At 68.6% G+C, this 13485-nt stretch carries 13 protein-coding genes and 4 tRNA genes; 7 read left to right on the plus strand and 10 right to left on the minus strand.

Annotated features, from left to right (window positions below; genetic code table 11):
* Positions 1-2: 2 nt before the first annotated feature.
* The 5 genes from Q5716_RS07420 to Q5716_RS07440 all read right to left on the minus strand — a co-directional run bounded on the left by Q5716_RS07420 (position 3) and on the right by Q5716_RS07440 (position 2879).
* Positions 3-569 (minus strand): HIT family protein, encoded by a 567-nt coding sequence (locus Q5716_RS07420; RefSeq protein WP_305002443.1) that lies wholly within the window; start codon positions 567-569, stop codon positions 3-5.
* A gap of 1 nt (position 570) precedes the next feature.
* A complete protein-coding gene (gene thrS / locus Q5716_RS07425; protein ID WP_305002988.1) occupies positions 571-2475 on the minus strand; it encodes a threonine--tRNA ligase in 1905 nt (634 codons plus the stop codon).
* Positions 2476-2588: 113 nt separating this feature from the next.
* Positions 2589-2663, minus strand: a tRNA-Val gene (locus Q5716_RS07430).
* 33 nt (positions 2664-2696) lie between these two features.
* Positions 2697-2767: transfer RNA gene (locus Q5716_RS07435), tRNA-Cys, on the minus strand.
* A 40-nt stretch (positions 2768-2807) separates the two neighbouring features.
* A tRNA-Gly gene (locus tag Q5716_RS07440) sits at positions 2808-2879 on the minus strand.
* 97 nt (positions 2880-2976) lie between these two features.
* On the opposite strand from Q5716_RS07440, the gene Q5716_RS07445 reads away from it, so the two are divergent.
* A tRNA-Val gene (locus Q5716_RS07445) sits at positions 2977-3049 on the plus strand.
* Between the two features lie 36 nt (positions 3050-3085).
* Entirely contained in the window at positions 3086-3895 is an 810-nt protein-coding gene (locus tag Q5716_RS07450) for an EI24 domain-containing protein (RefSeq protein WP_305002444.1), read from the plus strand.
* On the opposite strand, the gene Q5716_RS07455 is transcribed toward Q5716_RS07450, so the two are convergent.
* The 4 genes from Q5716_RS07455 to zapE form a co-directional block, all read right to left on the minus strand.
* Positions 3852-4577, minus strand: a complete 726-nt coding sequence (locus tag Q5716_RS07455) for a YqjF family protein (protein ID WP_305002445.1) — start codon at positions 4575-4577, stop codon at positions 3852-3854. The genes Q5716_RS07450 and Q5716_RS07455 overlap by 44 nt on opposite strands.
* Complete coding sequence (locus tag Q5716_RS07460; protein WP_305002446.1) at positions 4574-5662, minus strand: hypothetical protein; 1089 nt, start codon at positions 5660-5662, stop codon at positions 4574-4576. The genes Q5716_RS07455 and Q5716_RS07460 overlap by 4 nt, the downstream gene beginning before the upstream one ends.
* A gap of 23 nt (positions 5663-5685) precedes the next feature.
* Positions 5686-6951 (minus strand): ammonium transporter, encoded by a 1266-nt coding sequence (locus Q5716_RS07465; protein ID WP_305002447.1) that lies wholly within the window; start codon positions 6949-6951, stop codon positions 5686-5688.
* Between the two features lie 198 nt (positions 6952-7149).
* Entirely contained in the window at positions 7150-8169 is a 1020-nt protein-coding gene (zapE, locus tag Q5716_RS07470; RefSeq protein WP_305002448.1) for a cell division protein ZapE, read from the minus strand.
* 151 nt (positions 8170-8320) lie between these two features.
* Between zapE and Q5716_RS07475 the strand changes: the two genes are divergently transcribed.
* From Q5716_RS07475 to Q5716_RS07485, 3 genes are read left to right on the plus strand one after another with little or no spacing between them, the layout of a single operon-like run.
* The gene (locus Q5716_RS07475) at positions 8321-9220 is read left to right on the plus strand and encodes a sulfurtransferase (protein WP_305002449.1); all 900 of its coding nucleotides are present in this window, start codon (positions 8321-8323) and stop codon (positions 9218-9220) included.
* A 17-nt stretch (positions 9221-9237) separates the two neighbouring features.
* Positions 9238-9675, plus strand: coding sequence for a SufE family protein (locus Q5716_RS07480; protein WP_305002450.1), 438 nt, complete (start codon positions 9238-9240; stop codon positions 9673-9675).
* A complete protein-coding gene (locus Q5716_RS07485; protein ID WP_305002451.1) occupies positions 9672-10385 on the plus strand; it encodes a dihydrofolate reductase family protein in 714 nt (237 codons plus the stop codon). Before Q5716_RS07480 ends, Q5716_RS07485 begins: the two co-directional genes overlap by 4 nt.
* Here the strand turns inward: Q5716_RS07485 and Q5716_RS07490 are convergent.
* The gene (locus Q5716_RS07490) at positions 10357-11544 is read right to left on the minus strand and encodes an alpha/beta hydrolase family protein (protein WP_305002452.1); all 1188 of its coding nucleotides are present in this window, start codon (positions 11542-11544) and stop codon (positions 10357-10359) included. The two genes, Q5716_RS07485 and Q5716_RS07490, sit on opposite strands and share 29 nt — an antisense overlap.
* 71 nt (positions 11545-11615) lie before the next feature.
* Here Q5716_RS07490 and Q5716_RS07495 point away from each other — a divergent pair, with 71 nt between their 5' ends.
* Together Q5716_RS07495 and Q5716_RS07500 are read left to right on the plus strand one after the other, a co-directional pair.
* On the plus strand, positions 11616-12209 hold the full coding sequence (locus Q5716_RS07495) for a DUF3000 domain-containing protein (RefSeq protein ID WP_305002453.1): 594 nt from the start codon (positions 11616-11618) through the stop codon (positions 12207-12209).
* A 22-nt stretch (positions 12210-12231) separates the two neighbouring features.
* Entirely contained in the window at positions 12232-13458 is a 1227-nt protein-coding gene (locus Q5716_RS07500; protein WP_434056607.1) for a ribonuclease D, read from the plus strand.
* The last annotated feature ends 27 nt before the right edge of the window (positions 13459-13485 follow it).

A 13485-nucleotide genomic window follows, 5' to 3' on the forward strand; every position in this document is an offset into this window, starting at 1 on the left:
TGTCAGGCCGCGGGCCAGGCGTTCGCGATCTCCTCGCGAACCTCCCCGAGCAGGCGGGGAACGGCCTTCGTGCCCGCGACGATGGGGAAGAAGTTCGAGTCGAGCGCCCACCTCGGCACGATGTGCTGGTGCAGGTGCTCGGCGACGCCGGCGCCCGCGATCCGGCCCTGGTTCATGCCGATGTTGAAGCCGTGGCACTGCGCGGTCTCGGTGAGCACGCGCATCGCGACCTGAGTGAGCCTACCGATCTCGGCGACCTCCGCGTCGGTGGCTTCGTCATACGTGGCAACATGACGGTACGGGCACACCAGCACGTGTCCGCTGTTGTAGGGGTACAGGTTGAGCAGCACGTACGCGTGCGTGCCCCGGTGCACGATGAGAGCCTGCTCGTCCGAGAGCGTCGGGGCCGTGCAGAAGGGACAGTCGTCGCCCGTCGGCTCTTGCTCGCTGTTCGCCTTGATGTATGCGATGCGGTACGGGGTCCACAGCCGCTGGAAGGCGTCGGGGACGGCCGCGAAGGACGCCGCGTTCTCGACATTGCCGAGCTCGGTGCCGTCGTAGTCGCGCACGCTAGACCTGAGCCTTGGTGCGAATCGCCTCGAGGATGCTGGCGACCGCGTCATCCACGGGGATCCCGTTCTCCTGGCTACCGTCCCGAAGCCGGAAGCTCACCGACCCGTTGGCGGAGTCCTCGGCACCGGCGATGAGCTGGTACGGCACCTTCTGAAGGGTATGGGTGCGGATCTTCTTCTGCATGCGGTCGCTCGAGGTGTCGAGCTCGGCACGCACGCCGTGGGACTTCAGGCGCTCGATGATCGCGCCGAGGTAGGCCTCGTGCTCCTCGGAGACGGGGATGCCCACCACCTGCACAGGCGAGAGCCACACCGGGAAGGCTCCCGCGTAGTGCTCGAGCAGGATCGCGAAGAACCGCTCGATGGAGCCGAGCAGCGCGCGGTGGATCATGACGGGCTGCTGGCGCGAGCCGTCCGCGGCGGTGTACTCGAGCTCGAAGAGCTCCGGCTGGTTGAAGTCGAGCTGCACGGTCGAGAGCTGCCACGTGCGCCCGATGGCGTCGGTGGCCTGGACCGAGATCTTCGGGCCGTAGAAGGCCGCTCCCCCGGGGTCGGCGACGAGTTGCAGTCCGGAGTCGATCGCGACTTCGCGCAGGGTCTCGGTCGCGACCTCCCACTGCTCGTCGGTGCCCACGGACTTCTCCGGGTCGCGAGTCGACAGCTCGAGGTAGAAGTTCTCGAGCCCGTAGCCGCGGAGTGTCTCGAAGACGAAGTCGAGCTGCCGGGCGATCTCCGCCTTGACCTGGTCGGGGGTGACGTAGATGTGCGCGTCATCCTGGGTCAGACCGCGCACCCGGGTGAGGCCGTGCAGGGTTCCGCTCTTCTCGTACCGGTACACCGTGCCGAACTCGGCGAGGCGCAGCGGCAGTTCGCGGTAGCTGCGGCCGCGCGCACGGAAGATCAGGTTGTGCATCGGGCAGTTCATGGGCTTGAGGTAGTAGTCCTGCCCCTGCCGGGTGACGTTGCCCTCGGCGTCGGTCTCCTCGTCGAGGTGCATGGGGGGGAACATCCCGTCGCGGTACCAGTTGAGGTGCTGGCTGATCTCGTAGAGGTGCCCCTTGGTGATGTGGGGGGTGTTGACGAGCTCGTACTCATGGGCGAGCAGCCGCTCGCGCATGTAGTTCTCGATCTCGGCCCGGACGATGCCGCCCTTCGGATGGAAGACGGCGAGCCCGGAGCCGATCTCCTCCGGGAACGAGAACAGGTCGAGCTCGGCACCGAGCTTGCGGTGGTCGCGACGTGCGGCCTCCGCCTGTCGCTCCTGGTAGGCGCGCAGTTCCTCCTTGGTCGGCCAAGCAGTGCCGTAGACGCGCTGGAGCTGCTTGTTCTTCTCCGAGCCGCGCCAGTAAGCGGCGGCGTTGCGCACGAGCGACCAGCCGTTACCGATCATGCGGGTGTTCGGCAGGTGCGGACCCCGGCACAGGTCCTTCCAGTAGACCTCGCCGGTCTTGCCGTCGACGTTGTCGTAGATCGTCAGCTCGGATCCGCCGACTTCGACGGACTCGCCGTCCTGGCCCTCGGCAGCAGAACCCTTGAGCCCGATGAGCTCGAGCTTGTAGGGCTCGTTCGCGAGCTCCGCGCGAGCCTCGTCATCCGTCACCACCCGGCGCTGGAAGCGCTGGCCCTGGCGGATGATCCGGTCCATCGCCTTCTCGATCGCCTTGAGGTCCTCCGGGGTGAAGGGCTGCTCGACGTCGAAGTCGTAGTAGAAGCCGTCCGTGACGGGCGGACCGATGCCGAGCTTGGCGTCGGGGTTGATCGACTGAACGGCTTGCGCGAGCACGTGAGCAGTCGAGTGCCTGAGGATGTTGAGGCCGTCCGGCGAATCGATCGTCACCGGCTCGACGACGTCCGACTCTGTCGTCGTCGCCGCGAGATCCTTGAGCTCGCCGTTGACGCGCATCGCGACGACGGATCGGTCGGTGAACAGGTCGAATCCGGTCTTACTCACCCTGGCGAGTTTAGTGCCGGTCGGGAGCCGGATATGACGAGAGCCCCGGTCTCCCGGGGCTCTTCTGGTGGGCGATACTGGGATCGAACCAGTGACCTCTTCCGTGTCAGGGAAGCGCGCTACCGCTGCGCCAATCGCCCGTGCTTGTGAGTCACACCGAGGTGTGGTCCTCGAGGTGGCGACGGGATTTGAACCCGTGTACACGGCTTTGCAGGCCGTTGCCTCGCCTCTCGGCCACGCCACCGCGTGCGGGTAGCGACAGCGAGGCTGACACTTCCCACTCGAGCGGATGACGAGATTCGAACTCGCGACCCTCACCTTGGCAAGGTGATGCGCTACCACTGCGCCACATCCGCGTTGCTCGCATTTCTGCGTGCTGGAACACACTAACCGATGATTCGACGCCGTGCCAATTCGTGACACGCCGGGGGCTGTGGCAAGATGGGAGCCCGCGGGCGATTGGCGCAGTTGGTAGCGCGCTTCCTTCACACGGAAGAGGTCATCGGTTCGAGTCCGGTATCGCCCACCCAGATCTCCCCTTCCCGCGGGCTAGAGTTCCCCCATGGCCCGGCGCGAGCGACGACCCACCCCGGTGAGCGAATTCCTCTCGGGAGTCGGGATGCTCTTCCGCGGCCTCCGGGTGTGGGCGAGCGCTCCGAGGCTCATGGTGCTCGGCATGATCCCCGCACTCGTCGTCGGGCTTGCATTCGTCGCGGGAATCATCGCCCTGGGCGCCAACCTCGAGCGGATCGCGGAGGCGGTCACTCCGTTCGCCGCTGGGTGGGAGGAGCCCTACCGCACCGGGACCCGCATCCTCGCCGGTCTCGGCCTCCTGGCTGCAGCAATCCTCATCGCCGTCTACGCCTACACAACCCTTACCCTCCTCGTCGGCCAGCCGTTCTACGAGCGGATCTGGATGCACGTCGAGCGTCGCTTCGGCGAGGTACCGGAGTCGGGTCTGCCGTGGTGGCGTGCGTTCTGGAGGGGCGTGGGGGCGGGCATCCGTCTCGTCATTCCCGCGGTGCTGCTTGCGCTCGCGCTGTTCGTGATCGGTCTGATCCCCGTCGTCGGGCAGATCCTCGTCCTCGTTCTCGGCGCCGTGTTCGGCGGTTGGCTACTGGCGCTCGAGCTCACCGGCCTTGCCTTCGACGCTCGGGGTCGCACGCTGAGGGAGCGGCGGGCGGCCCTCGGCCGGTCCCGCGCCAGGACACTCGGCTTCGGCATCGCGAGCTACCTCGTCTTCCTCATCCCCCTCGGGGCGGTGATCATGATGCCGGCTGCCGTCGCCGGCGGAACCCTTCTCAGCCGCATCGCCCTCGGCGAATCGATCACCCCGCCGGCACAGGACGGGGACGGCCGAACCGAGCCGTGACGCCCGGGCTGAAGAGCACGGACTCCGGCGCACCGGAAACAGGCACGCCCGCCGCAGCGAGCAACGAGTCATCGAGACTGAGGAGCTCAGCAGAGTGCAGCTGCCATCGCTCGTGAGAATTGGGGAGGAAGTGCGTCCGGCCCCATCGTCGCGCGAACAGACCCCAGCGCGCAGTCAGGAAATCGTCCAACGGCGCGGACTCCCCCAGCGGCGCCCCCGGGCGGATCGAGAGGCGCGAGTGGCCGGCACCGACGTGCCGGTCCGCACGGTATTCGATGGCGTCCGCCGACCGTCGCAGCGAGGTCGACGACCAGAAGTACGGAATCGAGAACGCCATCCTCGCCGCGACCACAGCGGCCAATCGGGATGCCTCCAGCGAGAGGAACACGACTCCTCGCCGACCTGAGGCATCGATCGCGTAGAGCCGAACGTTCACTTCCGTGAAGGATCCGAAGTAGGGGATCGCCGGCGATGGGCCTAGCGTGGCGCGCGCGAGTTGGAACGCGATGAGCCCTACCCACGTCGCTCCGTCGGCGATGTCCGGCCTGCACCCGGCCGGCAGCAGGGGCGCGATCGTCGCCGGGTCGCTGCGCCAGTGCAGGAAGGTGACATCCCGCCACTGCTGACTCGCGACCACGCGTCCCGGCAATCCGGGTGGAGCGGGGTCGATCGGCTCGATCACGAGGTCGTCCGGCGGCGACGCAATCGCGCGAGGAGTGTCCAGAGCAGGAACGACACCCCCGCGGAGTACAGAGACACGACGACGGTGCTGACGAGCTGGTCCTGGATGAATCCGATCTGCCCGGTGAAGAGGAAACCGGCGTCGTTCGCTACGAGCCCGACGAGAACGAGTCCGACCGCCCCCGCGACGAGGTGGGTGCCCGGGAGGAACCACTGCTCACGACCCGATGCGACTATACGCCCGAGCGTGACAAGGCAGGCGACGCCGCCGGCGATCACCCCTGTCGATACTGCGGCGACCGGGGACAGCAGGGGTGCACCGGCACTGACCGCCACAAGTCCGCTCATGAGACCGGCCGCGACAGCAGCGAGCGAACTCGACTGGTGTCGAATGCGCTGCACCGCGAGCCAGCCCACGACGCCTCCCGCACCGCCGAGCACTCCGTTACCGACCGCCGTCGCCGCGGCCTCGTCGAAGGCGAGCTCTGCGGCGGCGAGCCACGCGAGCCAGGCGCCCACGAGGAGAGTGACGGCGAGAGCAGACACCCAGCGGGGCACGACGGTCGCTGGCACATCGGACGGCTCGCTGCGCACGAGGAGGATGCCGAAGGCTGCCGCTCCTCCGGCGACATTGACGACGAGCGAGCCCGCGTGATCGACGGGCGCGACACCCACGACTCCCGTAATGAAGGTCGCCAGCGCCACCGGCACGAAGACGAGAAGGCTCCACGCCGCCGAGAAGACGAGGACCGCCGACGTCGGGGGGTCGGTCGCGCGCATGGCCATGGACGCGAGGGTCGCCGCGACGGCGCCCATCATCCCGATCGGCACGAAGAGGCCCGTCACCGCCTCGGGGATCAGTAGGGCGATGACGACGAACCACAGGGCGGCGCCGAGTGCGGCGCACGCGGCCGAGATGCCGAAGGAGTGGAGCCAGGAGCCCGCCGGGAGCAGCCTCGAGTACAGGACAGCGAGAGAAGCTGCCATTGCGCCGAGGGAGCCCACGGCCAGAAGGATGATCGGCCAGTCGTGCACGGTCTGCCCCACGGTCACAACAGTAAGGGGTGCCGCTCCGGAGAGCGACACCCCTCAATCACTGTGTGCAGGAACTACTTCGCGTCGGCGAGGACGTAGCCCTCTTCGCCGTGGACGATGGAGTCGATGCCCGCGATCTCGTCCTCGTTCTTCACGCGGAAGCCGATCGTCTTCTCGATCGCGAAGCCGATGATCCAGGCCAGGACGAACGAGTAGATCATCACCGCGAAGGCCGCGATGGCCTGAACGAGCAGCTGGGTTCCGTCGCCGCCCATGAAGAGGCCCGTGCCGTTGGCGAAGAAGCCCAGGTACAGCGTTCCGATCACACCGCCGACGAGGTGGATGCCCACCACGTCGAGGGAGTCGTCGAAGCCGAGCTTGAACTTCAGGTCGATCGCAAGGGCGCAGAGCGCACCGGCGAGGACACCGAGGAGGATGGCCCACCCCGGCAGGAGCGAGGCACAGGCCGGCGTGATGGCGACGAGACCGGCGACGGCACCCGAAGCGGCACCGATCGAGGTCGGCTTGCCGTCGCGGATCTTCTCGACGACGAGCCACGCCAGGAGCGCGGCGGCCGGCGCGATGATCGTGTTGACGAATGCGATCGCCGCCGTGTTGTCGGCCGCGAGCTCCGAGCCCGCGTTGAAGCCGAACCAGCCGAACCACAGGAGGCCGGCGCCGAGGAGAACGAACGGCGGGTTGTGGGGCACGTGGGCACCCTTCGCGAAGCCGACGCGCTTGCCGAGGACGAGCGCGAGGGCGAGCGCCGCAGCACCGGCGTTGATGTGCACCGCGGTTCCACCGGCGAAGTCGATCACGCCGAGCCCGAAGACGTCCTGGAGGCCGTGGGTGATCCAGCCGCCGTAGGCGAAGCTGCCGTCCTCGGCCAGGCCGAAGTTGAAGACCCAGCTCGCGACCGGGAAGTACACGACAGTCGCCCAGATACCCGCGAAGATCATCCACGAGCCGAACTTCGCCCGGTCCGCGATGGCACCCGAGACGAGCGCGACGGTGATGATCGCGAAGGTGGCCTGGAAGGCGACGAAGGCGAGCGGCGGGAAGGCGGCGCCCTCCGGCGTCTCCAGCAGGTTGCCGAGGAAGATCGCTCCGGGGTCGATCGTCCACGGGAACAGCGTCCCCTCGGCTCCCGGGAACGCGATCGCGTAGCCGTAGATCGCCCACAGGACGCCGATAAGACCGATCGCGCCGAAGCTCATCATCATCATGCTGATGACGCTCTTCGCCTTGACGAGGCCGCCGTAGAAGAATGCCAGTCCGGGCGTCATCAACAGCACGAGTGCTGATGCCAGGAGAAGGAAGGCAGTGTTGCCCTGATCCATTGTGTACCTCTCTGTGTTGCTGCGAAGGATGCACCGTCGGGTCGCGAGAGCGGGTGCCTCGGGTACGCCAGCCAGTTTGGCGAGGGGAGGTTTCACCGGGAGTGCCGGGCGTGTTTCTGTTCTGTTACACGGGAGGGCCTCGTGTAAACAGTGTGTTTCGGGGGCCCCCGACCTGCTGGGAAAAAGCCGACCGGGAGGCTAGGCCGTGCCGGTGGTCAGCGCGATGAGCCTCGACACCGCGCGGAGGTACTTCTTTCGGTAGCCGCCGGACAGCATGTCCTCGGGGAACACCGAGTCGAGAGGCACTCCGTCCGCGATGACCCGGACCTGTCCGTCGTAGAGCCGGTCGACGAAGGCGACGAAGCGAAGGGCGTCCGTCTGGCTTCCGAACACGCTGACCCCGGTGAGCCCGACGGCAGCGAGCCCCTCGACGAGGCGGACATAGCGGGACGGATGCACCCGGGCGAGGTGGGCGAGGAGGTCCGGGAAGGCGTCGAGGGTGGTCGGTCCGGTCACGGCGGCGAGGTCGGCGGCGACGTCGGCGGAGACGCGCGCGTGGGCATCCGTGTCCCGCCGACGGTAGTCGAGGCCATCGATGCGCAGGGTCGTGAACCGCGACGCGAGCGAGTCGATCTCGCGCAGGAAGTCCTGCGCGGCGAAGCGGCCCTCGCCGAGCGCGTTCGGCGGCGTGTTGGACGTCGCCGCCATCCTCGTGCCGGATGCGGCGAGCTCGCCGAGCAACCGGGCCATCAGTCGCGTGTCGCCGGGGTCGTCGAGCTCGAACTCGTCGATGCACAGCAGCGAGGCGCCCTTGAGAAGCGCGACCGTCTCGGCGTAGCCGAGCGCGCCGACGAGCGCCGTGTACTCGATGAAGGTCCCGAAGTACTTGCGTCCGGGAGCGGCGTGCCAGAGAGCGGCGAGCAAGTGCGTCTTACCCACGCCGAACCCGCCGTCCAGATAGATGCCGGGGAGGACCGGCGTGGACTTGCGCCGGGAGAACAGCCCTCCCCCGCCCCCGCCGCCGAACCCGGAGAGAAACGTCCTGATGGCGGCGACCGCGGCTCCTTGGGACGGGTAGTCACGGTCGGGTCGGTAGTTGTCGAGACTCGCCGTCGCGAACTGCCGCGGGGGCACGAGTTGAGCGACCATCTCAGCGCCACTGAGCGAAGGCGATCGATCGATGATCCGGCCGGGGGCGGTCGGGGATTCGGCACTCATGAGCGATCTCGATCTGAATCGGGGGTATGTGTCGAACTCTTACGGGCCCCCTGTGCGGTCACAGGGGCAATGCGTAGATTCGTCGGGGAGCCCGTCAAGCCTAGCCGCCTGAGACCGGGCATCCCGACAGACCCTGACCACTGGAGGAACCATGCCCGTCGAACTCGACCCGGCCCCGCAGCTCGCCCAGTTCGCCCACCCGGACCGGCTCGTGACGGGAGAGTGGCTCGAAGCCCACCTCGGTACCCCCGGCCTCGTCGTCGTCGAGTCTGACGAAGACGTCCTGCTCTACGAGACGGGCCATATCGAGGGCGCCGTGAAGATCGACTGGCACACCGACCTCAACGACCCCGTCGAGCGTGACTACATCGACGGCGAGGGATTCGCGAAGCTCCTCGGTGCGAAGGGCATCTCTCGAGACACCACGGTGGTGATCTACGGCGACAAGAACAACTGGTGGGCCGCATACGCGCTGTGGGTCTTCAGCCTCTTCGGTCACGAGGACGTGCGGCTGCTCGACGGGGGCCGAGCCAAGTGGGAGGCCGACGGCCGCGCCTACACCACCGAGGTACCGCAACCGACGCCGGTCGACTACCCGGTCGTCGAGCGGGATGACTCGAAGCTGCGCGCGTACAAGGACGACGTCCTCGCCCATCTCGGCAACCCCCTCGTCGACGTCCGCTCCCCGGAGGAGTACAGCGGGGAGCGCACCACCGCCCCCGCCTACCCGGACGAGGGCGCGCTCCGCGCCGGCCACATCCCGAGCGCTCAGAACGTGCCGTGGGCGAAGGCCGTCGCCGAGGACGGCACGTTCAAGCCGGTTCCGGAGCTCGACGCCATCTACCGCGAGGGCGCCGGCCTCAAGGAGGGCGACGACATCGTGGCGTACTGCCGCATCGGCGAACGCTCGAGCCACACCTGGTTCGTGCTCACGCACCTCCTGGGCTTCGAGAAGGTCCGTAACTACGACGGGTCCTGGACCGAGTGGGGCTCGGCGGTCCGCGTGCCGATCGTCAAGGGCGCCGACCCCGGCGCGGTGCCCTCCCGCTAGCGGCTTAGGCTGATCGGGTGACCGAGTCGACCCCGCACCAGCTCGCCGAGATCCGCGAGGAGTTCCTCGCGCTCGAGACGAGGGACCGGCTTCAGCTACTGCTCGAGTTCTCGAACGAGCTCCCCGAGCTCCCCGAGCGGTACCGAGAACACCCCGATCTGCTCGAGCGCGTCGAGGAGTGCCAGTCACCCGTCTTCATCTTCGTCGAGGTCGACGGGCAGGGGATCGTGCACCTCCACGCCACAGCGCCCAAGGAGGCGCCGACGACCCGCGGTTTCGCGTCGATCCTCGTTCAGGGGCTCGCGGGACTCACCGCGGACGAGGTGCTCTCGGTGCCCGACGACTACCCCAACACGATCGGACTGACCGAAGCGGTCAGCCCCCTCCGGATCCGCGGGATGAAGGCCCTGCTCGGCCGCACGAAGCGGCAGGTTCGCGAGAAGATCGCCGCGTGATCGTCAGCCGCGTGCATCCGCAGCCCGCGGAATCGGTCGACCTGGATGACGCGGCCTCGCGCGCTCGACTGCTCGACTGGTACTCCCCCGACAGCAGCCAGTGGCTGCGGCTCAACCTCGTGTCGAGCGCGAACGGGAGCGCCGCAGGGCCGGACGGCACGTCGGAATCGCTCACGAGCGCCAGCGACCGGCGCATCCTGGGGGTGATCCGCGAACTGAGCGCCGCGGTCCTCGTGGGCGCCGCCTCCGTGCGGACGGAGGGCTACCAGGTCCCCCGCCGCTCCCGCCTCGCGATCCTCACCTCGACAGGCGACCTGCGCGGCCACCGCCTGGACCCCGACCAAGCAGAGCGCGTGATCGTCGTCTGCCCGGCCGAAGCGGCCGACGACGCGCGGAGAGCGGTGCCGGGTGCCCTCATCCTCGTCGCCTCCGCGAGTGCCGGGCGGATCGATCCGGCCGACGCGCTCGCGGTGCTCCGCGACGCCGGCTGCTCGAGCATCGTGTGCGAGGGCGGCCCCACGCTCGCGGGGGCGATGCTGGAGGCGGGGCTCGTGGACGATGTGTGCCTCACGACGAGCCCGGTGCTGAGGGACGCCTCGCTCCCTCTCCTCGGGGCAGGGCCGCTGTCCGAGCACCCGCTCGCCCTCCGCCACGTGCTCGTCGACGACGCCGGATTCGTCTTCACCCGCTGGTCGACGAGAGCCGCGTGAGCCAGGCCGCGATGGCGCTCTCCCAGCGCTCGCGGTCGTAGTTCCAGATCTTCGTGTGACGGGCGGTCGTGAACCGCTCGAACGTGACGATGTCGGGCCGCGCGTACGCGAGGGCCTCCGAAGCCGTCGCGGGTACGAAGCCGTCATCGACGCTGTGCAGGATGAGCACCGGCACCGACAGCTCAGCGGCGCGCGCCACCAGATCGAGGCGGGTGAGGTCGATCGGGGCAGACTGCCCGGTGATCGGGCCCGCCCAGCGATTCGAGAGGAGGGTGAGAACCCCCTCGCGGACGAATGGCGGCAGTCGGTTGAGCTGGGCCTGGTAGGCGAGAGCCGTCACCCAGTCGACGACCGGCGAGTCCAGAACCACTCCCCTCACCACCGAGGCGAGTTCGGAGCGCGTCAGACACTGCAGGACGGTCGCACCTCCCATGGACCAGCCCATGAGCACGACCTCGCGGGCGCCGCGATCGAGGGCGAACCGGATCGCCGCCTCGACGTCGCGCCATTCGGTGTCGCCGAGCGCGTAGCGGTGGTCCGGGCTGGGCGGGGCGTCGCCGTCGTTGCGGTAGGAGATCACCAGGCTCGAGTAACCCGCGGCGCGGAACACGCGGATGGCACGCAACGCTTCCTGTCGGCGGACCGCGCGACCGTGCACCTGGATGACCCACCGATCCCCTGGCGCCTCGGCCGGCACAAGCCATGCCGGTGCGGGACCGAGCTCGGTGTCCACGAACACGTCCTCCCACGGCACTCCGAGTTCACCGGGAGAGAGGTAGAACCACCCGCTGAACCGGCCCGCACGCGCGGAGTGCAGGTCGCCGAAATCGACGCCGAGGAGCACGCGCGTCACGGACTCGGCCGAATACTCGAGAATCTCCCCCACGCGGGCGTGTCCGGCATCCTGAGAGAACCACAGGCTGTACTCGCCCGGCGTGAGCGAGTCCTCCGCCGCTGAGAGAGTGACGGTCGACTCCGTGACCGCGAGGATGCGCAAGTCCTCCGCCCGGCGCCGGGGAGGCGTCACGACCGTTCGCGCGAAGTAGACCGTCACCGCGGCCGCCGCGCCCACCGCCGACAGCGCGACCGCGCCGAGGGCGAGCGCGGCAGCCACCACTGCGATCCGTCGCCCCGACCACGAGCCGCCCGTGCGTGCCATCAGTCCTCGCCCTCGCATCGCCCGCGGCGTGCCTCGCCGGGGAAATCCGCGCTCAAGCCTAGTGTTCTGCTGTGCCCGACACGCAGACAGCACAGCCTCCTGCTCCCTTCGCGGCGGCCGTCGACTCCATCAAACGTGCCGCGATGCGGCCCGAGCTCGTGGTGAGCGAGATTCCCGCCCCCGGTACGCTCGCCCCATGGTCGTTCGCCCTCGCTGCGGATGTCTCCCCCGCCCGTCACGGCGCCGACTCCGATCTCGGGACCGGCCGCTTCGTCCTGCTCTACGACGCCTCGGCACCTGAAGCATGGGACGGCGTCTTCAGAGTGATCTGCTACGCCCAAGCCCCCCTTGAGAACGAGATGGGCGTCGACCCGTTCCTCGCGGACGTCACGTGGTCGTGGCTTCTGGATGCGCTCCGCAACCGCGGGGCTCAGCACCTCGCCGCTTCGGGCACAGCCACGCGCATCCTCTCCACCGGCTTCGGCGAGCTCGAGTCCCAGGGCGACGGCGCCCAGATCGAGCTCCGGGCCTCGTGGACGCCCACGGATGAGCACCTCGGCAGTCATGTGGAAAGCTGGGGTGACCTGTTATGCATGCTCGCCGGACTCCCGCCGGCGGCCGAGGGAGTGAGCCTGTTGTCTGCCCGCCGAGTAGGTCGTGAGTAGCTCCGACGAGAATCCTGCGCCGATCGAGGCGCAGGGCCCCGTGCAGGCCGAGCACGCGGTCGTCGAGGTGATCGACGATCGCCACGGCTACCTCGCGGCCGTCGAGGCGATCCGCGGTGGCCACGGCCCGATCGCGATCGATGCGGAACGGGCATCCGGCTACCGCTATTCGCAGCGCGCCTACCTCATCCAGATCTTCCGGCGCGGCTCCGGCACCTTCCTGTTCGATCCGCCGGCGATCGGCGACTTCGCCGAGCTCAACGACGTCATCGCGGGTGAGGAGTGGGTCCTCCACGCCGCGAGTCAGGACCTCACGTGCTTGCGCGAGGTCGGTCTCAACCCCACCCGGCTGTTCGATACGGAGCTCGCTGCCCGGCTCGCCGGCCTACCGCGGGTCGGCCTCGGCACCGTCGTCGAGGAACTGCTCGGAGTCCACCTTGCCAAAGAGCACTCCGCGGCCGACTGGTCGACGAGGCCCCTTCCCCAGTCCTGGCTCGTGTATGCCGCGCTCGACGTGGAGCTGCTCGTCGATCTCAAGGAGAAGCTCGCCGACGTTCTCGAGCGGGACGGCAAGACCGACATCGCGGCCCAGGAGTTCGAGTCCGTGCTCGCCCGAGACTTCGTCGTCGTCCGCGCGGAGCCGTGGCGCAGACTCGGCGGGCTCCACACGGTCCGCGGACAGCGCGGACTCGCGATCGCTCGGGAGCTCTGGATGGCTCGGGATGCCTATGCACGCGAGATCGACATCGCGCCGGGACGGCTCGTGCCCGACTCCGCTCTCGTCGCCGCCGCACGGGCGATGCCCGAGTCCAAGCGCGACCTGGCCGGCATCAAGGAGTTCACGGGGCGCGCGAGCCGCTCCCAGATCGATAGGTGGTGGGCCGCCATCCAGGTCGGTCTGTCCACCGAGGACCTCCCCGCCCTGCGGGTCGCGGGCGACAGCGTTCCACCTCCGCGGGTGTGGTCTGAGAAGAATCCGGAAGCGGACCGTCGGCTGAAGCTCGCGCGGGCTGCTGTCACCGAGGTCGCGTCCGCCCTCTCGATACCCTTGGAGAATGTGTTGACGCCCGAGTCCCTCCGGCGGGTCGCGTGGACGCCCCCGGGCGAGCCCACCGAGTCGAGCATCCGGGATGCTCTCCGGGCGCTCGGAGCGCGGCCGTGGCAGCTTGACGCAACAGCACAGGTGATCGCGCAAGCCTTTGTCGAAGCCAGCCAAAGCCCCGAACAGGCACCGGACGAGGGTTCGTAGGAAGAATCAAAGGATTCCGGTGCCTCT

Source organism: Antiquaquibacter soli (assembly GCF_030580675.1).
In the GTDB taxonomy this organism is placed as follows: domain Bacteria; phylum Actinomycetota; class Actinomycetes; order Actinomycetales; family Microbacteriaceae; genus Rhodoglobus; species Rhodoglobus soli.